Source organism: Pseudoalteromonas sp. SG41-2, from assembly GCF_014164535.1.
In the GTDB taxonomy this organism is placed as follows: Bacteria; Pseudomonadota; Gammaproteobacteria; order Enterobacterales; family Alteromonadaceae; genus Pseudoalteromonas; species Pseudoalteromonas rhizosphaerae.
Window position 1 is genome coordinate 116,176 of record NZ_JACJFK010000013.1, and the last position, 24,114, is coordinate 140,289.

At 38.5% G+C, this 24,114-nt stretch carries 19 protein-coding genes and 1 pseudogene; 9 read left to right on the top strand and 11 right to left on the bottom strand.

What is annotated here, in order from left to right:
• Positions 1 to 146 precede the first annotated feature (146 nt).
• The gene (gene pyrC / locus H5186_RS12275; protein WP_182740019.1) at positions 147 to 1,199 is read right to left on the bottom strand and encodes a dihydroorotase; all 1,053 of its coding nucleotides are present in this window, start codon (positions 1,197 to 1,199) and stop codon (positions 147 to 149) included.
• Positions 1,200 to 1,448: 249 nt separating this feature from the next.
• Here pyrC and H5186_RS12280 point away from each other — a divergent pair, with 249 nt between their 5' ends.
• The gene (locus H5186_RS12280) at positions 1,449 to 3,818 is read left to right on the top strand and encodes an EAL domain-containing protein (RefSeq protein WP_182794501.1); all 2,370 of its coding nucleotides are present in this window, start codon (positions 1,449 to 1,451) and stop codon (positions 3,816 to 3,818) included.
• A 59-nt stretch (positions 3,819 to 3,877) separates the two neighbouring features.
• Here the strand turns inward: H5186_RS12280 and H5186_RS12285 are convergent, their stop codons facing one another.
• Together H5186_RS12285 and bamC are read right to left on the bottom strand one after the other, a co-directional pair.
• On the bottom strand, positions 3,878 to 5,296 hold the full coding sequence (locus tag H5186_RS12285; protein WP_182794502.1) for a YjiH family protein: 1,419 nt from the start codon (positions 5,294 to 5,296) through the stop codon (positions 3,878 to 3,880).
• Between the two features lie 67 nt (positions 5,297 to 5,363).
• Positions 5,364 to 6,425 (bottom strand): outer membrane protein assembly factor BamC, encoded by a 1,062-nt coding sequence (bamC, locus tag H5186_RS12290; protein ID WP_182717927.1) that lies wholly within the window; start codon positions 6,423 to 6,425, stop codon positions 5,364 to 5,366.
• A 352-nt stretch (positions 6,426 to 6,777) separates the two neighbouring features.
• Here bamC and H5186_RS12295 point away from each other — a divergent pair, with 352 nt between their 5' ends.
• The 7 genes and pseudogenes from H5186_RS12295 (at position 6,778) to bcp (H5186_RS12325) (ending at position 13,940) form a co-directional block, all read left to right on the top strand.
• Entirely contained in the window at positions 6,778 to 7,311 is a 534-nt protein-coding gene (locus H5186_RS12295) for a glycine cleavage system protein R (RefSeq protein ID WP_145241549.1), read from the top strand.
• 10 nt (positions 7,312 to 7,321) lie between these two features.
• A pseudogene (gene bcp / locus H5186_RS12300) lies at positions 7,322 to 7,693 on the top strand (thioredoxin-dependent thiol peroxidase); the annotation flags it as partial.
• Between the two features lie 119 nt (positions 7,694 to 7,812).
• The gene (locus H5186_RS12305; RefSeq protein ID WP_182794503.1) at positions 7,813 to 9,057 is read left to right on the top strand and encodes a tyrosine-type recombinase/integrase; all 1,245 of its coding nucleotides are present in this window, start codon (positions 7,813 to 7,815) and stop codon (positions 9,055 to 9,057) included.
• Positions 9,054 to 10,859: a site-specific integrase gene (locus H5186_RS12310; protein ID WP_182794504.1), complete on the top strand. Its 1,806-nt coding sequence runs from the start codon at positions 9,054 to 9,056 to the stop codon at positions 10,857 to 10,859. Before H5186_RS12305 ends, H5186_RS12310 begins: the two co-directional genes overlap by 4 nt.
• A gap of 9 nt (positions 10,860 to 10,868) precedes the next feature.
• Positions 10,869 to 12,923, top strand: a complete 2,055-nt coding sequence (locus H5186_RS12315; RefSeq protein ID WP_182794505.1) for a site-specific integrase — start codon at positions 10,869 to 10,871, stop codon at positions 12,921 to 12,923.
• Positions 12,916 to 13,386 (top strand): hypothetical protein, encoded by a 471-nt coding sequence (locus H5186_RS12320; RefSeq protein WP_182794506.1) that lies wholly within the window; start codon positions 12,916 to 12,918, stop codon positions 13,384 to 13,386. The genes H5186_RS12315 and H5186_RS12320 overlap by 8 nt, the downstream gene beginning before the upstream one ends.
• Positions 13,387 to 13,481: 95 nt before the next feature.
• Positions 13,482 to 13,940, top strand: coding sequence for a thioredoxin-dependent thiol peroxidase (bcp, locus tag H5186_RS12325; protein WP_182794507.1), 459 nt, complete (start codon positions 13,482 to 13,484; stop codon positions 13,938 to 13,940).
• 236 nt (positions 13,941 to 14,176) lie between these two features.
• On the opposite strand, the gene H5186_RS12330 is transcribed toward bcp (H5186_RS12325), so the two are convergent.
• From H5186_RS12330 to H5186_RS12360, 7 genes are all read right to left on the bottom strand, one after another.
• On the bottom strand, positions 14,177 to 14,521 hold the full coding sequence (locus H5186_RS12330; protein WP_182735775.1) for a hypothetical protein: 345 nt from the start codon (positions 14,519 to 14,521) through the stop codon (positions 14,177 to 14,179).
• Between the two features lie 60 nt (positions 14,522 to 14,581).
• Positions 14,582 to 14,962, bottom strand: coding sequence for a hypothetical protein (locus tag H5186_RS12335; protein ID WP_182735774.1), 381 nt, complete (start codon positions 14,960 to 14,962; stop codon positions 14,582 to 14,584).
• A gap of 80 nt (positions 14,963 to 15,042) precedes the next feature.
• On the bottom strand, positions 15,043 to 15,918 hold the full coding sequence (locus H5186_RS12340) for a HEPN domain-containing protein (protein WP_182794508.1): 876 nt from the start codon (positions 15,916 to 15,918) through the stop codon (positions 15,043 to 15,045).
• Between the two features lie 853 nt (positions 15,919 to 16,771).
• Positions 16,772 to 17,851, bottom strand: a complete 1,080-nt coding sequence (locus H5186_RS12345) for a serine protease (RefSeq protein ID WP_182794509.1) — start codon at positions 17,849 to 17,851, stop codon at positions 16,772 to 16,774.
• A gap of 118 nt (positions 17,852 to 17,969) precedes the next feature.
• The gene (locus H5186_RS12350) at positions 17,970 to 18,815 is read right to left on the bottom strand and encodes a hypothetical protein (RefSeq protein ID WP_259400324.1); all 846 of its coding nucleotides are present in this window, start codon (positions 18,813 to 18,815) and stop codon (positions 17,970 to 17,972) included.
• Positions 18,816 to 19,035: 220 nt separating this feature from the next.
• The gene (locus H5186_RS12355; protein ID WP_182794510.1) at positions 19,036 to 19,797 is read right to left on the bottom strand and encodes a hypothetical protein; all 762 of its coding nucleotides are present in this window, start codon (positions 19,795 to 19,797) and stop codon (positions 19,036 to 19,038) included.
• A gap of 184 nt (positions 19,798 to 19,981) precedes the next feature.
• Positions 19,982 to 20,806, bottom strand: coding sequence for a hypothetical protein (locus H5186_RS12360; RefSeq protein ID WP_182794511.1), 825 nt, complete (start codon positions 20,804 to 20,806; stop codon positions 19,982 to 19,984).
• 690 nt (positions 20,807 to 21,496) lie between these two features.
• Here H5186_RS12360 and H5186_RS12365 point away from each other — a divergent pair.
• Positions 21,497 to 22,186, top strand: a complete 690-nt coding sequence (locus tag H5186_RS12365) for a hypothetical protein (protein WP_182194558.1) — start codon at positions 21,497 to 21,499, stop codon at positions 22,184 to 22,186.
• Positions 22,187 to 22,506: 320 nt separating this feature from the next.
• On the opposite strand, the gene H5186_RS12370 is transcribed toward H5186_RS12365, so the two are convergent.
• A complete protein-coding gene (locus tag H5186_RS12370; RefSeq protein ID WP_182794512.1) occupies positions 22,507 to 24,045 on the bottom strand; it encodes a transposase in 1,539 nt (512 codons plus the stop codon).
• Positions 24,046 to 24,114: the final 69 nt, after the last annotated feature.

The window sequence follows — 24,114 nt, forward strand, 5'->3', positions numbered from 1 at the left end:
TTAAGGTTAACACAATATAATTGTTTTAGCTCTATTAATTGAGAATTATTTTAATGCTTTTAACATCAACTCAATAAAACTGTTCAAGTGATTAATTTTAATACAAAAAGCACACCTTTCTTAGCTGTGCTTTACTGACTTTATGGTTATTTAATCAGCCAATCAATTGTGCTTTCGGCTTTAATTGGCACCACGTGATCATTTCCTAATGGGTAACTTGCTGGCACTGTCCATGGTTGCTTTAGAAGTGTAACTGTATCTGTATTACGTGCTAAACCATAAAAGTCTGGACCAAAATGACTTGCAAAGCCTTCTAGCTTATCAAGCGCACCGGCTTCTTCAAATGCTTCCGCGTATAACTCAAGTGCAGCATGAGCGGTGTATGCTCCGGCACACCCACATGCGGCTTCTTTTTTATCTTTATAATGCGGCGCCGAATCAGTACCTAAAAAGAACTTAGCACTGCCACTGGTCGCAGCACTAATAAGTGCTTGTTGGTGTGTATTACGTTTTAATATTGGTAAACAGTAATAATGTGGGCGGATCCCCCCCGCTAGCATATGATTGCGGTTATACAATAAATGATGTGCCGTAATGGTTGCAGCCACATTATCAGAGGCATTATTTACAAAATCAACGGCATCTTTCGTGGTGATATGTTCAAGCACAATTTTTAAATCTGGGAAGTCTTGTACCACATCAATTAAAATAGTCTCTAGAAATACTTTTTCACGATCGAATATATCAATCGATGAATCTGTCACTTCACCATGGATCAGCAATAACATACCAACTTCTTGCATGGCTTTTAATGCTGGGTAAATCTTTTTAATTGATGTTACACCAGAATCAGAATTTGTTGTCGCACCTGCTGGATACACTTTACCGGCAACGATTTTACCAGTGGCATGCGCTTTTTTGATTTCATCCGCGCTCGTGTTATCAGTTAGATAAAGCACCATCAGAGGCTCAAAATTTCCTTGTGGTCCAGCCGCCATAATACGGTCGCGATACGCTAAAGCCGTTTCAGTACAGGTTGCCGGAGGAACTAAGTTTGGCATAATAATAGCGCGTCCCATATAACGGCTAATATCACGCACTGTATCTTTTAATTGATCCCCATCACGTAAATGAACATGCCAATCATCTGGGCGAGTGATAGTTAACATTGACTGAGTGTCGAAGGCTTGCTTTGTCATTACTTGTTTCCTCGGCTGAATTTAGTTGATCATATGCATATGCCCTATCTGAGTAAAGATTTTATTGCGGTTTTTACTGATGCTTTTTATCAACGGATAGAATGAAAGCACTGAATCATCAATAGTTTGGCGTGCGTTTTCCTTTACGTACATATCTTGCTAATTTTATTTATTCTTTGTCTAAACGTTAACATTCCGTTAATCTATAGATTCATTAATGACACAAGACGGTATATTCACGCGTGGCATATGCAGAATAAAGTAGAGTTATCTTCAGCGCTTGATGCTAAAACCGAGCAACTGAGTATTATTAATCAGTTTTCATCAAGCTTATTACAGTTAGATAAACTCGATGAGCTATTCAACTATGTCACCACTGAAGTAGTTAAACGGCTAGGTTTTGTTGATTGTGTTATTTATATTGCCGATGAAAGTGCTACAACCTTGCATGAAGTCGCATCAATGGGAGTGTCTCCTACAAATAGTAACTATGCCATAGAACGAAAAACCATCGCATTTAATCAAGGCATTACTGGTTATGTTGCTTCAACAGGAAGCGCAGTCATTATTGGTGATGTCAGTACTGATAGCCGTTATATCGCAGATGTACGCCCTGCAATGTCTGAACTATGCGTACCATTAGTTTATAAGCAGCAGGTTTTAGGAGTTATAGACTGCGAGCATCCGGTACGTAACTATTTTAGTGATGCCCATCTTGAAATTTTAACCACCGTAGCGCATTTGCTCAGTGCTAAAATAAATCAGGTCAACACCGTTGAAAACTTGCAACAAACGGTAAGCAAATTAAATGCAGCACAAAAGCTAGAAGGCACCCTGTTACAAATAGCAAATTTAACCTATCAAGCCAATGATTTAGATACTTTTTTAGAAGCATTGCATGGCATTATGACCAACTTGCTGCGCGCTGATAACTTTTTGGTAGGGCTATACAACAAAAATATCGATATTCTCGATATTGTTTACATTGTCGAGGAAGGAGTACGTTCAAATGCCCATAAAAAGATATCAAAAGAGCAACTAAAACATACCGCATCCTATTATCTTTTAAATTCCGAACAGCCATTACTATTAAATAAAAAAGAATATCAACAACATATAAATGATGGCCACTTTAAAATGGTGGGTCGCCAGTCAGAATCTTGGCTTGGTGTACCATTTAAAGTAAGCGATCATATAAGCGGTGTGATCGTGGTACAAAGTTACGATAAAACTCACCATTATAATGATCATGACCGCACCCTACTGACGTATGTCAGCCGCCAAATTAGTATGGCCATCGACAGACAACTATCTCGCCAAGCACTGGAACATCGCGCTTTGCATGATGAATTAACTGGGCTTGCTAATCGCTCTTTACTAATTGACCGCATTAAGCACGGCATTTTACGGCTTACTCGAACACCCAAAGGGCGATATCATGCGTTGCTGTATCTAGATTTCGACCGCTTCAAAAGCATCAATGATTCATTAGGACATGAAGTGGGCGATCACTTTTTAATCGCCATTTGTAAGTTAATTAAAGGCACAATACGAAATACCGATACATTCGCACGACTCGGTGGTGATGAGTTTGCTATTTTTATGGAAAATATCAGTCACAAAAACCAAGTTAACGACGCACTAAAACGGATTAAAAAAGTCCTCGCGGAGCCACTTAATATTGATGGCCATTTACTGCAAGCTTCGACCAGTATTGGCGTTGCATTTTGTGAAAACGAAAACGACAAAGCCTATCAGTTATTACAGCATGCCGATGCTGCAATGTACGAAGCTAAATCAACAGGCCGTGGCCAAGTAAGATTTTTTAATAACACCATGCGTAAAAAGCTCAAAAGCCACGCTGATATAGAAAATGATTTACAGCATGGCATTGAGCATAATGAGTTTGAGTTATATTATCAGCCGATCTTTGCTATACAACAATGTAACGTGGTCGGTTTTGAAGCACTCGTGCGTTGGCATCACCCACGCAAAGGCTTTGTCTCACCTAATGATTTTATTTCAATAGCAGAACACACTGGGCAAATAATTAATCTCGACCTGCATTTATTAGATCTGGCAGGAAAACAAATAGCTGCGTGGCAACAACAAGGTAAACGTTTCTTACGTGTGACAGTGAATGTTTCCTCACGACATTTTGCAAGCATAGACTTTATCTCACAAATTCATGCTATTTATAATAAATATGAGCTAGCATTAGGCTCCTTATGTTTAGAGATCACCGAATCAGGTTTGATCGAAAACTTAGAATTAGCAACTAAGATAATTGAAGGGTTAGCGCCATTAAAAGTAAAGTTATGTTTAGATGATTTTGGCACGGGGTACTCTTCTTTGGGTTACTTACACCAACTGCCAATTCATGTGCTAAAAATTGATAAGAGCTTTATTGACCGCCTTAAAGACACCGCCACGCCATTGGTTGACGCCATTTTGTCATTGGCATCATCACTTAAGTTAGATGTTGTAGCCGAAGGAATTGAAACTCAAGAGCAACTCGCCATATTACAAAAAACTCAATGTGATTTTGGCCAAGGCTTCTTAAAAGCTAAACCCCTGCCCGCCGATCAAGCAATTTTATTGATTGATAAACCACTTTAACAACCATAAAAAAAAGCCTTGATTAATCAAGGCTTTTTATAAATTAACAACTGGCAGGATCAGCCAACCAACCAATGTGCCATCAGGGCAATAACGGGTAACGTGATCAAGGTTCTGAGAATAAATATTACAAATAATTCAAATATATTGACTGGGATTTTACTACCCAATAAAAGCGCGCCCACTTCTGACATGTAAATCAACTGGGTTACACTCATTGCCGCAATAATAAAACGAGTAACATCACTTTCGATCGTGCCAGCAGCTAATATTGACGGAATAAACATATCCGCAAAGCCAACCATGATCGTTTGCGCAGCAGTTTCTGCTTCTGGGATTTGTAATAACTCTAAAAATGGGATGAACGGTTTGCCTAAATAAGCAAATATCGGCGTATATTCAGCAATAACTAATGCGAACGTGCCCACAGCCATAACCACAGGTAATACTGCAAACACCATATCTAATGCGTTGTGAATACCTTCTTTTATGGTACCAGCAAAGCCCGGTGAGTTTTTAGCTTTGTGCAGCGCTACATGTAGCGCATGTTTGAACACATTTTTGCCATGTGGCACGCGTTCTTTATGCTTATCGGGCTGACTTCCATCAATATATATATCTTTTTTAAAGCTCAATGGCGGTATACGTGGCACGATCAGCGCAGCAACAACCCCAGCTAAACAAACGGTTAAATAAAACGGGGCAAATAATTTTTCCAGCCCTACTTGGCCTAATACCACCAAACAAAAAGTAATTGATACCGCGGAGAACGTAGTACCGATAATCGCCGCTTCACGCTGAGTATAATGCTTTTCTTCATATTGGCGCGCGGTCATTAAAATACCCACACTGCCATCACCTAGCCACGAAGTTGCACAATCAACAGCACTTCGCCCTGGAACGCCAAATAACGGGCGCATTACTCTAGTTAATAACGTGCCTACTAACTCAAGCAAGCCAAAATTCAACAATAAAGGCAGTAATAAACCCGCTAAAATAAATACCGAAAATAACACCGGCAATAAATCTTTTAGCACTAAGCCACCGGTATTTCCTGATGTAATACCATCGAAAAGTGGAATTAAAAACTCTGGTAACGTCGATTTAAAATCCGGATTATTAATACTTAAAACCGTTAAGATAATAAACGCCATACCAAATAAGCGGATCACTAGCCAAAGCCAATGCACATCAAAAAGATGCTTTAAAATAGTAGATTTCATTAATACCGCAGGCTTAAAAGCCTTGAAAATCAATGATAAAACACCTGTAGTACAAATAATTAGAGTGATCAACGTATCGGCATACGATGTAATATGTGCTTGCACCGCTTTTGCCATAACAGCGATAGGAATAGTCATTGCCCCGCCCATTGGCACTGGAGTCATGAATAAGAGGACGCCAATCAATGAAGGAACTAAAAAATTAAACCATACCTTAAAGTCAAACTGCGGGTGAGAGGAAGCTAGATTAGACATTATTTTCAACCTGTAGAAACCACAAAAAGAGCAAAAGCTCTTTTTGTGGTGTTATTATTATTTATTATTAAATTTTAATACCGCGTTGGCGCAGAGCACTTTCTAACGCTTGTTGTAAGTCATTCATCGTACCAGGCTCTAACGTTGTGCCTTCATCGTCCATCCACGTTAAGCTAGTACCACCTTCTTTGGTGCGACTGACTAAGATTTGATATTGGCCGTTTTCAATCGGCAATTCAGCAAGTTCTTCACCCCAAATTGAATCCCAAACACTTGATTCAGGTTTGTTGTAATCAGCCGTGATCAAACCACGTTCTTGATCAATTTCAACTATCGTAAACGATAGGCGCTCAAGAAATCCTGAGAAACGATCAAATATTACAAAGTAATCCTGTTCAGTTACCAGTGCCGCATTGCCTTTATTATCAAAACCCATTTCCAGCGAAATAATGCCTTGTTGTTTACGTATTTCAACTTCAAGTTGACGATAGCGATAATCAAACTCAGCCACTACTTGGTTCAGTGCACGCACTTCTAGCTGCTGTTGTAAAACTGGTGTCAATGGCACATCTTTACTTTTATACTCAGCTAACTTAGCGCTTAATGAAGCTGTGCGTTGATGTGACTTTTCTTCAATAGTAAAAATAAAACGTTGCTCAGATACCGCAGTATCGCTATCCCATAACCAACCTTCTTCAGGTTTAATTATGGCATACCAGTCAGTTTCTATTGAACCTAATAACTTATCTTGTTTGATTGCCTTTGTTTGGTGTTCCGCTAACACAGCGTGCACAGAATCCCAAATAAACTCATCTAAATCGACAATACCATCGTTTTTATCAAAATAAACGCGTGCTTGTTTATCACCTTCTTCAACCCAACTGCCTTTTGCCACAGTTAATACTTGTGCTGGGGGACGATAGTTTGTTGAATCCGGATTATTGTCATATTCCGCCACATCCATTTTATAAATGGGGTCTAAAGCTGGCTGAGCCAATTGTCCTGGCACTTGTACCGGCTCACTGGCACGGTAATTACGTTTTTGATGCGCTTCGTCAGTGAACACACCACATCCTGACAAGCTAACCAATACGCTTACAGCAAGCGCTTTTGGGATCCAATACTGCACAGATAATTCTCCTTAGCATACCCTTAATTGTTTTAACAAATATATGAGTGGGTTATGCCGATTTGGTTCAGTGTAAAGTCAATATTAACTTTACGTATCTTGTTTTTATGCAAAACCCGTTACTTTGGGGTACGGCTAAACGTAAGTGTCAGCCTGTCAATATGCAAAATTTTAACTATGGTACTTTCCCATGCCACTAAAAACAAGAAACACTGTGCTTTAATAACAGCTTAATTATCTCGGCCTGTAGTTTAGCGATTGTTTTGTGTTAAACTTCGCCGCCGTGTGGTGGTAATTGCCGGCTTAGCTTACTCTGATTGTTATTAATAATATAACCTAGGTACTTGAATTCATGACTGCTTTTTCAAATCATCAGATCGTTTTAACTGCCATTGGCGATGATCGCCCTGGTATTGTCAGTGAATTAACCCAATTAGTCAGTGACTGTCACTGTAATATTATTGATAGTCGCATTGCCATCTTAGGCAATGAATTTACATTTATTATGCTGTTATCAGGTGATATGTCGGCAATCAGCCGCATTGAACACACCCTGCCCCTCAAAGGCATGGAGCTGGGCTTACTCACTATGATGAAGCGGACAGCCAGTCATACTCAAAGTGAATTTTGTGCTGGCTACACCCTCGAATATACAGGTATCGATACACCTGGCACGTTAAGTAAAGTTACCCGCTTTTTTGCCGACAACCACATTAGTATTTGTTCTTTAAAGTCAGATACCTATGACGAAGAAAAAGATACAAAAATGCGCTGTGAACTGGAGTTTAACATTCCTGTTGAGGTTGACATTGATACGTTTAAAGTCCAATTTGAAGATCTGTCGCGTACTCTAAACGTAGATTACATATTTCGACGCATTCGCTAAGGAGCAAAGCATGAACACAATTAATCCATTACAAGCCGGCGACAAAGCCCCCGCTTTTAGCTTACAAAACCAAGATGATGAAACAATCGTCCTTGCAGAGCTATTAAAAGAGCAGCAAGTATTAGTGTACTTTTATCCAAAAGCATCAACACCTGGTTGCACCGTGCAAGCTGAAAACTTACGTGATGAAAAAGCTGTGTTAGCACAGCTAAATACCCGCGTGGTTGGTATCAGCCCTGATCCGGTAAAAAAATTAAAGAACTTTGAAACCAAAAAAGAATTAAACTTTGACCTACTTTCAGACGAAGATCACGCGATTGCAGAAGCATTCGGCGTATGGGGCTACAAAAAGTTTATGGGTAAAGAGTACGACGGCATTCATTTATACCCTCATTAATATTATGCACACTACATACTAAAAAGTTAATCCCTCCTTTCTAAAACTCAATTTTACTACTACGATTAAAAACTGCACAGTCTTAATAGATAAAGTACGTTTTTATGGATCAATTCAGTTCTTATATTGTCGCTAATGAATCCGTTGATCTATCAAAGTCTTTATTAAATGAAGATGAAGGAGTCTGGTTATCTGTAAACAAGCTTCATAGTGGTGTAGTTGCATTAGATGAAAAAATGAGAGTACTCCCATTAATTTCTGAATTTCTATCCTATAGCTTCCGAAACAACAAAATAAGCCGCCACACGGCAAAAACGTACGCTAAGAATCTGAGTTATTTTTTGGCTTATCTTAAAAATAGGAAAGAATTTCAAAAAACTCACCTTGATGAAGCATTCCTTACGGTATCAAAATTTGTTATCGAAGAATATTTAGCGGAATTAAGAACTAAATATGATTTGTCTACTGCAACAGTGCGAAATAGAGATGCAACACTTCAAGCATTCATCCACAAATTCCTCTATCAAAATCAAGAACTACGAAACGCATATATTGAGAAAAGCCCGTATTCAAGTGGATTAATAAGTGGGCCCGTAAAGCAAAAGCTTGTCATTTCATGTTCTCTAGATGAGTTAACAAAATTGATGTTACAAAGTGGCTCAGAGCGTGAAAGGCTCATTATTCAGTTTATTTTTGATTCTGGGGTTAGAAGATCAGAGTTACTAAACATAACCAAACAAGATATAGAAGATGCTATAGAGTTTAATAGTCAAAAGTTGATACACCAAAATACGGACATGCCAGTAATATCACCCTACGCCCCACTTTCGATACAAGGTGTGAAAGGCCGACATAACAATACTAAGCAAAGAATGACCTTGGTAAGTCGAGCTGTTTTGAACCGTATAATGAGATACCATGCCTCCCCCCTATACAAAAAGCATTCGAGAAAGTATTCATCCCTATCAGAAACCCCTGCTTTCTTTAATGCAGAAGGACGCCCGATCACCCCCAAATGCCTGTCTAAGCTATTGGATCGACTATCAGAGCGTGCATTAAAGAAAGGTATGCTATCCAAGCCTATGTCACCGCACAAATTAAGGCATGGTTACGCATACGATTTACTTCAATCACCTGACATAGGGCAAACCTATGTGGACAGGCTTGCTGTAGTCCAAAAATCACTTGGCCACGCATTCTTAAGTAGCACTGAAGTTTACACTAAAATACCTTCAGAACTATATAAAACAATAACTAATAGCGACGGTGAATTATTAACTAAAGCAGATAGAATGGAAAGGCTTGTTAAAAGCACACAACTTAAAATATCACTTAAGGACAAGAAATGACAAAAAGCAAAACAAACTTAAGTGAATGGGATACACTAGTTGATACACCTTTAACTTGCATTGAAGATTTAGCGCAGCCCTCCCAAGCTTTACCTTATCGGCAATTGACACATTTATTTGCATCAGTTTATAAAACAAAGGTAAGCCACTCCTATAAAGATGATGTTCATGCTACACACTCTCATGTTACTGAACTTATGAAAGAAAAGTTCGGTAATCAACCAATTTATTTGACTAAAGTTCTGAATGAGTTTTCGTTAGATGATTTTCATGCATATTTGAAAAGCTGCATGTTGCTCAACAAGATACATAATCGGTATGCAAACGTTTTGCAAAGTACCTATAAGAACGTTCTGAATAAAGCTATAGAGCTCAAAGTTCCAAACTTTAAAAGGTTTTATTTACCAAGTTCTTTTTGCTATCAAACAAGAGTAACTGAACGCTACAAACCATATAGTAAGAATGAGAGAAAAAAAATTGATGAGGCTATTGAAGTTGAAATCAACAAAGCTTTAAAACTCCTTATTCCTTATGAGAAAACAGGAAGAGGTAGAGCTATTCTCGATGATGACTGTATGCTCTTAGAGGGTGTAGAGAATTTAACACTAGATGATGCTCGTTGGATTTTTGAGAATAAAATGGGATGTATTCCCGTTACTAATAGTTATGGTTTTCGAGGTAAACGAGCCTATAGAGCTTTCTACCAAATCATTAAAGACAATGGTGCGTATTATCAAAATGTATATGAATCTTGGGGAGTTTTAAGTAAGGTTACAATGAGACATTTACTTCCATTTTTGCTGAAACTGTTAAAAGTCACAGGTATGAATGTTGAGTCAATTTATAACCTTGAAATTGACGACCTAGTAGACTCTCACCCTGCAACTGGGAAACCTTGTTTGAGGTATTGGAAGAACCGCTCTGATGGGCAGAAGTTATATCACTTAGATATATTCAAGGCTGACCTTCAATGGCTAACCCTTAGCCAAAGTGAACAAGTGAAAGAAATATTTAATAATGTTTTGTTGCTAACATCAAAAGTAAGAGAAAAGGCACCTTTAGAGCATAAAAATAAACTATGGTTATTTGAAACATACAACGGTTTAATCAAATGCCTTCCCGTTATGTATCACCTTTCAATGGCTATAAAAACCTTTTCTGCCGAACACGAGCTTTTTAAACAAAATAGTAACGAGTTACTTTTAGAGACAACAAGGTTTAGGCCTACATTTATCAGCGACCTAATAGGGGAAGGAGTTTCAATTAGGGAAGTACAGCTACTAATGGGTCATAAAAATCTCAATACAACAATGCGCTACCTAGATATTCATGATTTTGGGCAGACCGCGAGAATAAAAATTAAAGATAAATTGATAGAACTTCACAGCAACATTAGCTCTTCAGTTAGTAGTAAACCTCATAAACAGGTAGGCAACAAAGAGTCGCTACCCATGTCAACCCCATTAGCGACGTGCAAAAATATTTTTGACCCACCTGAGTCTGTGAAAAGTCTATCTAATTACACACCTGGAAAGCCTTGTAGTACTTACAACATGTGCCTTAGTTGCCCTAATGTAATCATAACCAAAACTGATTTGCCAAAGCTCTTTGCGATGAAACGTGATTACCTTATTAAAATTCAAAATAGTAGAGTATTAGATACTCCATTTGGACATGTTATAAAAAGTAACCTAACACTTTTGAATTCGATTCTAGATTCGAACTTGTCCGAATTTAGTGCCGAAGAGCTCAATGATGCTGAAAAAATATCTCTTTATATAGAAACCACAGAGCTTATTTAGGAGTTTGACATGGAAAGGCTACCAAAACATTACAGTTTACTAAGTACTATTGCTGAGCTCAAAAAAAATAAGCTGGATTTCTTAAGTGCTGATCCCGATAGAGTTACCGACAATAAAAGTACGTTATATCTAACCAAGTTATTAAATCTACCAGTTTCCTGTATATCAATCTTCGATGACACTGAGTGGGATTTTAACTTAGAAAATCCTAATGCATCTGCAAACATCACAGGTAGTAAATTAAAAATTAACTTTAGTAAATATAAAAACATCCCACCATATGTGATAATCGAGCTAAAGTGTCTGCTACTTAGTGTACAATTAACACCTGAAGTATTTATTAATAATCGTAAAAAAGCCAAAAAGACTAATATTACCAAGCTTGCTACAAACACTATCTTAGGGCATTTGAAATCAGGGTTTAGATTCTTAGACACACTTTTTAGAGTTTTAAAAGTTAAACTTGGTAATGAGCATATTGAAAAAATATATTCCTCTCTTACTCAAGTTCAAGCCATCGATTACAGAGAAACAGCACAAGTTCATACCAATACCTATAACGATGACTTGAGACAGTTTTTTTCTTATTTACTAAACCCATATACTTCAGAGCACATTTTTGGAGAAAATATTCCTGCCTTTGATCCTGACCAATTCAGTTGGAAAAAAAGATATAAGAAGAAAGTATCAAACCAAGTGATACCTAACGCAGCTTTTGATAAACTTATCAGAGCTTCATCTTTAATCGTACACGATTTTTTACAAACTATGGAAGAGGAAGTATTAGACTCTTACGTAAGTAGATATGCATTACAAACCGAAACTCAATACTGTAACAAAGTTGGAATTACCAAGTATACATTTCAACTTTATCGGGCTTACCGCCTTTTGAGTGCAGGTTATGAAGATAGCTATATTGAGTCAAAGTATGGCATCCCAGATGAATTGCGTAATTCCAGAGGAAAATATAATTTAAAAGATATGAGATCCTATCTTGCTAGGTGTCATGGTTTTAATTTCTCACTATCTGAAGTTAACGAACATTTAATGCTAGTATCAAGTGCTGCAAAGTATCTAATTGGTCAATATACAGGAATGCGACCTTCAGAATTAGCTGTGATAGAGTTACACACTTGCCTCACCGAAGAGAGTGGCATAAAGCTTCTTCGCTCTCATGTTTTCAAAGGAAAAGATACTTCTACTAAAGGCCTTTTTGATGATAAATGGGTTGTTATCCCTATTATTGAAGATGCGATAAGAGCGATAAAAATTTTAAGCACAATTACAGAAAGAAGCTTGATATTTAGCTCTCTCCACACAAAGAAAAACAACGAGAAAGAGAAACTCCAAACCTCAGTTATGATCCGTCACCAGCTAAAAATATTCATAAAGCTCGTTTCGCCAGACGATGATCTTGGCTTTAGTAATTCCATGATGCGTCACACACTTGCATATCAACTTTATAGGTTAGAAGCTGGCCTGCCACTAATCTCATTCCAGCTTAAACACTTAGTAAATACTGTAGATAAGTTTCTATCTAGGGGGTCAACAAGCGATGTGACTATGGGCTATGGTGGAATTGCTGATAGCCTCGTTGAGAGCCAAACCGCACAAAAGCTCAGAAAACAATCAGAAATTGAAGTAATCAAAGCAACAGCAGACCCTGACGGTAATTACCTTGGGGGTAAAGCTGATGAGCATAAAGAGCGCCTTAAAACAGCATTTAAGGGTTACATGGCAAGCGGGTATTCAAAAGAAGAAATTTTTGAAGCTATGGCAGAACAAGGGCTCGGTGTGATAAATGTTGGATTAGGTTACTGTTATGGTTCAGATAGTAAAAATGAGAGTCTCCCCTGTATAGGCTCACTAAGATGTAACCCCAACAGGTGCTCAAACGCCATAGTCAGTGAAGCAAACGCACCATACTGGAGAGAGATCTATTCAACCAACTTAGCTAACCTTAATAACCCTAGCTTTGCAGACAATAGAGAGCAAATCAAAGAAGTCATCAGTGAAGCTAAAGGCGTATTAACATTACTTGGTCATGGAGTGCCCAATGAGTAATCCGTTTGACACCAAAAATCAACGTGACTTTGATGAAAATACTGAAAAGCTAGTTGCCGCAATAGATAAAATAAATAATGCGCCTTCCCTATCAGCAACAATAGCTGAGCTTTCTAAATTAACAGGCCTTCACCGTAATGCTATAAGTAATAGAGTCTGGCCAAATCAAAAGCTTCAGCTTATAAAAGAAAAAAGAAAATCCCAACAACAGGCTGAAACCAAACCCACTGTAAATAAAAACCCTATAAAAATTTTGGAAGATAAATTAGATAATGCAAAAAATGAACTTGTGTATTGGTTTAATAAAAATCTAGATAATGAGAAGCAAATTAAGCAGCTAGAAATAAACTTAGAACGAATGTCATTAGCCCGTAATGACTATGAAACGATGTTAAAACAAGAACGTGATAAAACCACTGAGCTAACAAAACAGTTAAATATTATGCGTGACTTGTTATCATAGAGCTAATTAAAACTCCTACTAGCAAAAATCGACTATTAAATACGACATAGTATTGATATCTTAAGAAGTTTAGCAAAATAGAGAAGGATAAAAATATGATAGAAGTTGGCCAAAAAGCCCCTGAGTTTACGTTACAAGATCAAAACGATGAATCTGTATCACTTGCCTCTTTTAAGGGCAAGAAGGTATTAATTTATTTTTACCCAAGAGCATCTACTCCTGGCTGCACTGTTCAAGCATGTGCACTAAGAGACTCTAAAGCTGAGCTTGATGATTTAAATGTCGTTGTGCTGGGTATTAGTCCCGACACACCAAAGAAGCTAACTAATTTCACTAACAAGCAAGAACTTAATTTCACTTTACTTGCCGATGAAGATCATGCAGTTTGCGAAGCTTACGGTGTTTGGCAACTGAAGAAATTCATGGGACGCGAAAACATGGGCGTAGTTCGTACTTCATTTCTAGTAAATGAGAATGGTGATATAGAGCATGTTTTCAATAAATTCAAAACTAAAGATCACCATGAAGTAGTTTTAAACTATTTGAACCAATAAATTTAAAAAAGCAATGTAGTGGGCTCAAATGGCTCACTACATTTCCTTTACCTGATTAGGTACAACTGAGTTTGACCCTTAAGGTAAAAGCCACCAAGGTTACTTCATTTAAATGCAACACTAAAGTTATCTTTCTTTGGGTATATTTGAATACGTCAGATTCAATTAACAGGACTCAATCAAATCTGACAGTCGCACATGTGCCAACAGCGGACAGTCGTAACCATAGTCACTTGTTATAACTCAATATCGTTGATGTATGAATTTCTTAGCCTTTTTTCATAGTTCTTTAAACTTTCTGAAAACTTGAACTCTACATAGCCACTGTTGATATTTTTAATATATATTTCAGTGCCGCCTGCTTTCAAAGTTTCAATAGCCAACTTATGAAGCCCACAAAAAATTGCCCACACCATTAAGTCGTTAAACTCATTTAGTGAAGTAACTCTTTCTTGAGCCAAGTCCCACTCTGAGCTTAGCTGGGGAAAGTAACCACCAGTTTCGCTTAATGTGCCATCAGCAATGTTAATTTTTGAAGCCCAAATGAGCTTAGTTTCTTTAAATATGCGGCTAAATTTCATTTTGAGTTATAACGCGTCCCAATGAGCGAAGCGAATGAATATAATGTGTTTGTTATATTTTTACTCAAAATCAACCTCCAGTGTTACATACATGCCACACCCAGTACCGTAGCTAAAACTTAAAAAATGCTGCTGAGAGTTTTTATGGTCTGTAACGAACCATACTTTACTAACGCCATCATCTTCGTATGTGTTTAATTCGGCGAAAAAGGTTGGTTGCTCAAGATTGCTTACGAATAGTGAGACTGAATCAAAGAGTTGACCATCAATACTTTTTGGTAGCTCTGCAATTACGTCGTATGCGCCGCTGTTTAGTTTAGTTTCTACCTTGAAAAGATTACCGTATTTTCTATTCCATTCTTCAGCTTGCGCTTCTGTATGAAAGCAAGCTGTTGAATTAGCAAAACAACTAAAAAAACACAATGCAAAGATAGCTCTCAATGTTCAATTCCTAGAAAAATATAACGCCCGTAAAACGCGCGAGCTTGCGAGTCGCAGTGCTTACGTTTGTTAGCGGATAGTTACGATTCCGAACCAAACAACATGATATCTAACTGTTCATTATTTGGCACATAACCGCTCTCAATAATTTTAAAAAGCACATTTCTTAGTAGATTGAATGTTTCCAGTAAGTGCTGTTGATCATGTTTAGGCCGCCCATGAGCAGCAGCAGAACGCTTGTCATATAGTTTTGCGACTTTCTTTTGAAGTTCACGTCTACTTGGCCCCGGCTTTTCCAAAAAAGATGCAATTAAAGCCGAAACCCTAAACCTCAATTCTGATGTACTCGGTGAAAATAACGCCTCAAGCGCTCCCCACAATGACACGAGCGTTAATGTCGTATTTTGGATGAATTGCCCCTGATCAATTGCTTCTTTTGCGAGAACGAACTCCGGACTTTTCTTCAGTAGTTCCCGCGTTACCTGCCAATGGTCTTGAACCCACTTAAGAGCTCCAAAGCTGGCAGCCTCTTCTTCTACTGATAAAGCAAAGGATCGGTTTTGAACCTCAAATGGATAGAGTGCCTGATGTTTTTCATTGGCATTTTCGCTATCGAAAGCTAGATTCGAGAAAACTGGAAGTGTAATCGCAGGATTAACCGCAATTCGGAGTAAGAACAATATTACACGCGCAGTCTGAATGGCCCTGTCTGTTCCACCCTCGTTTTCAATTGGGACAACTAGCTCTGCTGAAATATCATAGGATATACCACCGGATGCCGAAGACCACGGACCAGGATGATGCTTAGTAGGCTCTTCGGGTGGAGCAAAAGCAACCATGAATGGGGCAAAGATATGCGCATACGTTTCGCGAACCACAACCCCATTGCCCAGATCAAAACCTGTTTCTGGTAACTGGAGACCATGAAGGCCAAAGAACAACTTTTTACTTTCCACAGAGCTCCCTCCTATGATAATCAGCTAACGCCGCGTTAAGTAGTGAGCGACGCTGCCCACCTTACCTAAGCCATTGTGCCGTAAACACTAAATTCAAAGCAAACCGAAAATGCCAAGCGTTGCGAATCTGTCTTAAACGCTTTGTGTACGCCCGACATGGGCATTGACTTATGAGGTGAAAGTCCTCTGTAGGAAGATCACCGTTTAAATAACATACTGTTATTAAACGATAACTACTAGCGAATGGCAAGGGCTAAATCGCGAGAGATAGTCTGGAGGAAGCCGCTAGCAAATCTGTGAGCTGATGAACAAAAACATCATATGAGGCGTAGGCTGGAGACGAGCTAGCACAAGATAGCGAAGTCATGTGATCTAACGGCCACCGTAAATGATGCAGTTGTGCAGAGAAAGTCGATGCATCTTATTCGGGGAGATCTGATAAACACGCATCCGCGCTAACGCTTGGAGATTACCAGTTAGGGACTGGTTGTTCAACCCTTGGCGCTTTGGTTGCTGCGACCTACAGCGAGCGAAATAGCAGTAAACAAGCGTTAGTTTTAGACGCGCTTTATCGAGTAATCGCTAGAGTGATTTATCAGAAGTCAGCAGACGGCATAGTAGCCAAACGCCCATCGTAATGGAGGGGACACGGTGAAGGCCCTTGTAGAAGCTCAAAAACAAAAGGTATTAACATTGCGCTAGGCAATAACTACTTAGCTTCACAAGGTTTAGTGTCATTGAGGGATATTTGGATCAATATTCATTACGGGAGATGAACCGCCCATTGCGGACCCGCATGATGGGTGGTGTGGGGGCTGGAGGTTAGAGACCTCCGGCTACCCGATTAGATTTGTTATTCTTCTACACAGAAGTTATCTTTTGCTGATATTTCAATGTAATCATTCTCTATGAAAAGGTTTTTTACAGCATAAGCTGCACCTTGTAGTGTTTCACCATAACTATGTGAGTAGAATTCAAAAACTGTTTCATTGTAGTCTCCATTCAATCTATCAACAGAGCATAAATCTTCAATCAGCTTAATGGCTTTTAGTAGTAATTTGGGGTCATCACATTCTATATGACCGCAAGCATCTGGGTCGATATCACACACATGGATTACAACATCAGGTATTTGTGGATTAAGCTCACCAACATCTTTTTTTGGATTGCGCAACTTTATTTCAACTATTTGCTCAAACTCCCAGTAAACGCCATGTTTTTCATTATCGAAATCATAGTACTTCTTGATTTCTAGAATCACAGCCTCAGCACACAATACACTCATAAACCCTGACTCGGTTTGATTGTCATTCTGCACTAAGCTTTCCGTTACAATTCCTATGACCTTCCCATTCTCACAAAGCGTTGGACCTCCGCTATAGCCACCACGAGCCATGCTAGATACTATAAAATGCGGGTGTTTTGAGTGCCACACATCTACAACGGCATTTACCTGACCTAACGACGCTACTTGTATGGGCACGATAGTAAAAGGTATAGGCGGATAACCTATGGTTAATACGTCATCCAAGAGAAAGGAACTATCATCGATATCGTGTTTAGTGTGAGAATCAAAGGTTAGCTTGGGAAGAAAGATGCCTTCAATATCCACTTTAAAAACTGCAACATCTATTGACCCATCAATTGAGTACCTTGGACCATCAATAATTTTTAATTTTTGAGGTTGTAGATAGTCTTTGGTTTCAACTTTATGATTGTCATTTTCATATTTTTTAATTATACGTTTGGTCGTTGCAACTTCTGTTATCCTCTTACCTTGAACTACATGTTTAGCAGTAACAAATATTCCGTCTCCGACATGGAAAGCAGTACCTATACCACAGTCCTGAGTTTCTTCATCCTCTACAGACACAAATGCAATGGCGCCAGCAGAGTTTACATGTTTCGCTTTTAAACCAACTTCGTTAAACATTAATTATTTACCCATTTTAGAATACACTCAGAACTTGATTACACCTTAAAAATCTAACGCCCAGCTTTGCGGAGAACGAGCGAAGCGAGTGATTCCGACAACAGCTGATTGTTATACATTACTTTCTAGATTTTCTACTAATAATGGCAGTAAGAAACCCTGCCATGACTGAAATTGCCATCCCTAACCCTAATGACGATATTATTGAACTATCAAGAAGCTTAGGGATGAGGTCTAAACCTTCAGTAAAACTAGCGATACTAGCAACCGTACCGACGATAGTTGCAATACCTGCAATCATTGCAAACACCTCTGGTGCTTTAGAGGTCTCAGCGGATTTTTCTTTAGCTGACTGCAATTCTTTTTGCATTTCTTCAACATCGTCTGCTTCAGGTTTAGATAATTTAATGTGCTCAATAAATCGATTAAAAAGTTCACTATCACTCTTTATAGAATTAAATATACGCCCAAGTGAGTGCACTTCGCTCAACTCTTTAATTAGGGATTCTTTTTTAGCGCTATCTAATAGTGGGCTAGAAACGGTTTCAGCTATAAGATCTTCTATTACGGAATTGGGTGATATCGTACCTGAGCGTAAGCGATTTTCTCGAACTAGAGAGTCAATGATTGCATTAAGTTCAAACAAGCCAATTGATCGACCTTCGCCAATCTGGTGGGATAGCCTCTTTACAATATCTCTCCGTACATTTGCGTACTTTTGCACTTGTCCCTTGAGATACAAGTAAATAGCCAATGGGACACCAACTATTGACGCTAAAGAACCTATTAGCTGTAAAAAGTCATTCAATGTTCGATCTCCATTTTGTATAACAATTTTATAGTGCGCGAAGGGCGGATCTTTCTGCCGATTTAACGCTGATTTATCTACTTTTAACAAATTACCTAAGGTATTACTATTACAAAGTTTTCTAAAGTTTTTAGGTAAAGTTAAATGAACTAACATGAGCGCAGCGCTCATTTTCATGAATATATGCGCAAAGAGCAGTTTAACCAATCAATTAACGACAATATTTAGCCAATCTCAATGACCGGTTTTCGCTCTATGCCGAAGTACGCCTGGGTGCCAACAACCGCCGTTCGGCTACTAAAGAGCAATACACCTGACTTTTTGGAAGCAGACGCTCGGTAACGCCTCATTATATACCGATTGCACCAATACATTCTTATTTATGCGAATATTGGTTGGTATGTTTTCTCAAGTTATTTAACTGGAAAGAATGTTCCGTTTCAACTTGAATAATTATAGTTCGCTCAGTACCAACAAACATAGGGTGATCATATGGAACTGGATTCATTAAAACAGCCATATTCGGATTATGAAGATGAATATGAGCAATTAAACCATTCATATAAAATCGATAGACTTCTCTGCCGTCAGCACCGACTCTTTGCTTAATTGGAGTCAGATTGTGTGCAGGACCTGCTTCAGTTAATTGAATTAAAGTAGTAGGAAAAAGGCTTAAATCATCTTCCACTTCCCCTACGAGAATTTTTCTCAACAGCTCTGTTTGTTTTTCAGATAAAATAATATCTTTAAACTCAGATAACGATGAAACGGCAGCTCGCCACAGCAAGCTTAAAAAGAACTTTCTTATTTTGACCGGTTCATTAAAGCTAACAACTGTTAGCTCGTTTACGGAGTCAGTTGCTGGCTCTCTAATTTTATCACTTGACCAAAGTAAACCTTGAGCTCTTAATTCATCTATCGCATAGGAGTCAATATCTGATAAATAGTCTTCGCCTTCTCTTATTACAATAGATTTGTCATACCAGCTATCAGCTCTTTTAATGTAACGCTTCTTAGTTGGATTTTGAGCAGGTTGAATAAATTTGTTCCCAGGTTTAGAAGGCCTAGTTAATGATTTAGGAATTATGTGGGATTTAACATATTTCCCTTCTTTTCCTGTTAATAAACATACACCCACCTAATTGCTCCTATTGGTAAATTTTTTAATTTCTAATTGTAAATTGTGTCACAACTGACGGGGATAACACCAATTCTAGAAAGGTACCAACGCCTCGTTAAAAGGCAAAAAATCGTTGGCTAAAATTAGCGACAAAGGAGCAAAAACCAATTGTTTTTGTCCTTTTAAACGACTTATACCCTTTTTAATCATACATCACAGCATTTTGGGCCATATCCGCCAATCTAGACTTAGCATCTTCAAGATATGCAATTGCTTGTTTATCTTGGCTGTTTGTTTTGAGAAATTCTTCTAAGTATTTAATCTCAATTGTGAGCAGGTCAATCCGAATTTGTATCAGGCAGTTTGGACGACTAAGGGCAAAGTCCTCCCAGTTCCTAATATTAAAAGGACTAACTGAATACGGGAGTTCTTTGAATACCGAGCTATCTACGCCATGTTCTTCAATGAAGTTGATAAAATCATCATTTAATCTGTCGTTACTTTGACTGAGTCTCTCTAATAATTCTTCGATTCTAGTTATAGTTTCACGAGCATCATCAAATAGCTTGCTATAACCGCCCTTAGTTGTAACCCGAAAAGCAAGATCTTCCATCGAATGTTCAACGGTATTTAATACTTCAATTTTGTCCCAATAAGTTTCAACATCACGCATTAGCTTATGTAAAGCTGCTTCATCTATTTTGAAATCTGATTTGAGGAAGTTTGCTTCGTGTTCCCGCTTCATCTTAATCATTGCTTCAACGGGATATTCCTCTACTACGTCAGTCTCAATGTGATGCTGATAGCATAGGATTAGTAAATTTTCATACGATCGTCGTTGCTCATCATTTTGTTCAGGGTTATACCTTTCACCTTCAGGCATTGCTGCTTCAATATGACAAACCTGTCCAATAAACTTTTGTTTGTCATTCACTAGAGGGTGAATGCATCCAGGAAATGCACATTGATTTCCTGAACGAGCAAATAACGCTCTTATTGTTTCAAGTTTTGGTGCCAATCTAGCCAAAAAAGTCTCCGTACTCTAGAAGCGTATAACATGTTTATAGCGAGCGAGTCGCGCATTTTTTAACCACAGCGTCGCTAGTTTTTCTGAATGACTCATTTGTAGCAAACTTCTTAACTAATTGCCATTACTACTAAAATGCAGTAGTTCTAGCTTTTGTCACAGGACAAAAACGAGCAATTGGGTCGCTTTCCGACTATGCAAGCAATATACTTTGACGAAATAGAAATACAATTTTGAATGGCCGAAGTTCGCTCTTTGCCGAAGTTCGGCTCAGTGCCAATTTCAGACGTTCAACTATAACTCGTTTTTGCCCCAAAACGAGTTAGTTTAATTATTTTGAAGCTCTGCTTTGAGCGATAACCGGACGGTCAGGTGAGTCGTCATTAGATTAGTAATAATAAGAGAAAGCTTTCCTTCTCTCGCATGTTTAAATAACCTACAGTAAGTTATAATACTTATAGCTGGCAATAAGTTACACTATTTGCTAATAATAGAAGCTTATGAAATGAAGACGTCTTCACGAAAGAATAGGGAAACGACCCTATGATAAAGCAGTTATATAACAGGAGTTATTTTTGGCCAATGCGGTAAAATGGGAATTCTATTTAAATGGTGACTCTCGAAATTTTAGAGGTTACGCTGAAGGGCGAAAGAATTTATACTTTGATATTTCTGGTGGGATTGATCACTATGAGAAAAGAGCAATTGGCGAAGTTTCAAAATCAAATCAATTCAGCTGTCATAGGGTATCTGAATTTGTTGGAACGCAAAGAGCTTCTTTCGGTTTCAATTAATACAAGTAGTTCTTTAAGTAATCTAGACTCTCCAATTCAGAGGTGCATACTCTCGATCCAAGATACAATTTATGCATCGTTAATAGTGGATGTTCATTCATGGCTTTTCGATAAATCAGATAAATCTTCCAATTTGAGTCCCTATAACTTACTGGAGTCACTGGTAGATCCTGATGTCAAATTTAATACAAAGCGTCTTCAAGAATACTTTATTACAACCCCAAGTTCATTAAATTTGTCTGAATCGGGCTCTAATTGGCAAGAAGATTTTGTTAGTGAACGCAAAGCCAAATTTGATCAAGTTTTTCATGAATGTACTCGCAATATAAAAAGACTACTGCACTCAGAGGAAGCTGCAAGGATTAAGCCTCTTCGCGATAAATTCTTAGCGCATAAAGACGGGGTTTATGATGTAAAAGCTAATGGTCATAAAATTGGAGATGTATTCTACCTTTTGGATCAAATGAAAAACATCTTACTTAGCTTAAATACGTTATTTCAACGAGTTAGCTATCCAATCGAAGAATCTGAGCAACAGGCTAAGAGTAACGCTGAAGAATTTTGGAATCGTGTAGCTCGTACATAACAAGAGACTAAGGTTACGACCATCCACTATTGGCACTTTTACGAAGCTCGGCTAAAAGCGAAGAGCGAACGGTCGGGTAAACTCGTTTTTGGACAAAAACGTTTTAGAGTACTTATTTGGTAACGAGGCTGTAGAATTACTCGTTTTTGATTTATTTTTATTGATGCATTAACCATAGCCGAGTTCCTATTTTGATTCAATCGGTTACTTCGATTTTACGTAAAATATAAAAAGAGGATTTGCTGTTGCTTTAATGGGCGTTTTGGAAGGTATGACAGGTGTTTAAGTGGCTTATTTGGAGAGGTAGCAGCTTACCTTTATTAATGCGTCCTGTTTTGCAGCTTTTCTATATTATGAACTAAGCAATACAGTTGCCATTGGGCATTCACTTTCGTTTGACCGCGTAAGGTCAATTTATTCATGCCTTTGTTAACTGTAATATTCCCGAACACCGGTTCTATACAGCCAAGTCGTTTACTGTACTGCCATCGCCCGATTGGGCTGTCTATTTTGACCTTCATTTTGTCGATATAGCTTAGCTTTTTACGCGATTCATCATTTTTAAACTGAACTTGCCGTCCTGTTTTTATAGGTGGCTTTCGCATACATTGCTGTTGCAGTGGGCATACCTTGCAATCTTTTAAGTAACCGCAGAATCGGGTGTATTTTTGGTTATGGCTGTTTACATTGATACCGCTTCGCCACATTTCATTGCCTGCGGGACAGCGGCAGGTTTGTGTCGTCTCATCATAATGGAAGTCGTCTGAGGTAAATAACCGTGGCTTGCCTTTACTGCGTTTTAGTCGGCGCTTTTCTTGCTCTGTCTCATAAGTTTCACTTTCTTTAAACAGCGGATTTCGTTTTCTAAATTGGTTATCCGCAATGTAAGTATCAAAGCCACTTTTCGCCATGTATTCAAGGTTTGCTTCGCTGTTAAACCCACTGTCTGCGGTGAATTTGATGGCGTGTTTATCTGAGGATTCATCTGTGCTCAGTTTATCTAACTGTTGTTTTAATTGCTTAACCGCTGGCTGCAGGGTTTGCTGCTCGCCCACTGAACCCCATGCCTGTGCTTGCAGTATAATTTGATGTTTATCGTCATTTATCGCTATCCCGTTGTAGCCTTGGATTGTACCTTTTGACGTGGTCATTTTCGCGCTATCAGGGTCGGTAATATTACTTTTAATGGGCTTGCCTTTGCTGCCCGTTTTTTCCTCGTGGGTCGCTAAGAACTCCGTGATTTTATCTGCACTTTTATCCAGCTTTTCTTTTTGCTTTAAATCCTGTGTTATCAACTCTTCGCTCAGGCTATCTTGTGATTGGTGACGTTCGATAATACGTTTACTCGCGCGTTCTAGTTTTGCTTTTTTACGCCCTAGCTCATCGAATGTGCCGCTCCATTCTTTGCTCGCATTCGACTTTAACTTACAGCCATCAATGGCAAACATATTGCGGCCTATCAACCCTTCTTCGTCGCATATCATCAATACTTGCGTAAATAGTGGCTCAATCTGTTCATGCATTTTGGCCACGAAACCCGCGATTGATGTGTAATGCGGCTGGATGTCCCCCGACACACTCATAAACAAAATATTCGTCTCACACGCCTTCGCAATACGGCGGCTGCTGATCAAACCATGTGCATAGCCGAGCAAAATAATCTTTAACATCACTGACGGCGGATACGCCGCCGCGCCTGTTTTGTCGTTGTTATACCACGCGTCAAAGCCCGACAAATCGAGTTTATTTTCGACAATATAACAAAGCGCATACTCAAATGTACCTGGCAATATTTGCTCAGCAAAATTGATTGGAATGAATTTATTTTGGCAGGATAAGTCTGGCTTGTAGTTGGCCATAACAATTTACCGTGGGTGAATAATATCTATTAGATCACAGCGGACAGGTAGATTCAAGGTTAGAAAACA

Coding starts and splice junctions, on each gene's coding strand:
- pyrC (WP_182740019.1), bottom strand. CDS start 1,199: ATGACAAAGCAAGCCTTCGACACTCAGTCAATGTTAACTATCACTCGC.
- H5186_RS12280 (WP_182794501.1), top strand. CDS start 1,449: ATGCAGAATAAAGTAGAGTTATCTTCAGCGCTTGATGCTAAAACCGAG.
- H5186_RS12285 (WP_182794502.1), bottom strand. CDS start 5,296: ATGTCTAATCTAGCTTCCTCTCACCCGCAGTTTGACTTTAAGGTATGG.
- H5186_RS12295 (WP_145241549.1), top strand. CDS start 6,778: ATGACTGCTTTTTCAAATCATCAGATCGTTTTAACTGCCATTGGCGAT.
- H5186_RS12305 (WP_182794503.1), top strand. CDS start 7,813: ATGGATCAATTCAGTTCTTATATTGTCGCTAATGAATCCGTTGATCTA.
- H5186_RS12310 (WP_182794504.1), top strand. CDS start 9,054: ATGACAAAAAGCAAAACAAACTTAAGTGAATGGGATACACTAGTTGAT.
- H5186_RS12315 (WP_182794505.1), top strand. CDS start 10,869: ATGGAAAGGCTACCAAAACATTACAGTTTACTAAGTACTATTGCTGAG.
- H5186_RS12320 (WP_182794506.1), top strand. CDS start 12,916: ATGAGTAATCCGTTTGACACCAAAAATCAACGTGACTTTGATGAAAAT.
- bcp (WP_182794507.1), top strand. CDS start 13,482: ATGATAGAAGTTGGCCAAAAAGCCCCTGAGTTTACGTTACAAGATCAA.
- H5186_RS12330 (WP_182735775.1), bottom strand. CDS start 14,521: ATGAAATTTAGCCGCATATTTAAAGAAACTAAGCTCATTTGGGCTTCA.
- H5186_RS12345 (WP_182794509.1), bottom strand. CDS start 17,851: ATGTTTAACGAAGTTGGTTTAAAAGCGAAACATGTAAACTCTGCTGGC.
- H5186_RS12350 (WP_259400324.1), bottom strand. CDS start 18,815: ATGTTAGTTCATTTAACTTTACCTAAAAACTTTAGAAAACTTTGTAAT.
- H5186_RS12365 (WP_182194558.1), top strand. CDS start 21,497: ATGAGAAAAGAGCAATTGGCGAAGTTTCAAAATCAAATCAATTCAGCT.
- H5186_RS12370 (WP_182794512.1), bottom strand. CDS start 24,045: ATGGCCAACTACAAGCCAGACTTATCCTGCCAAAATAAATTCATTCCA.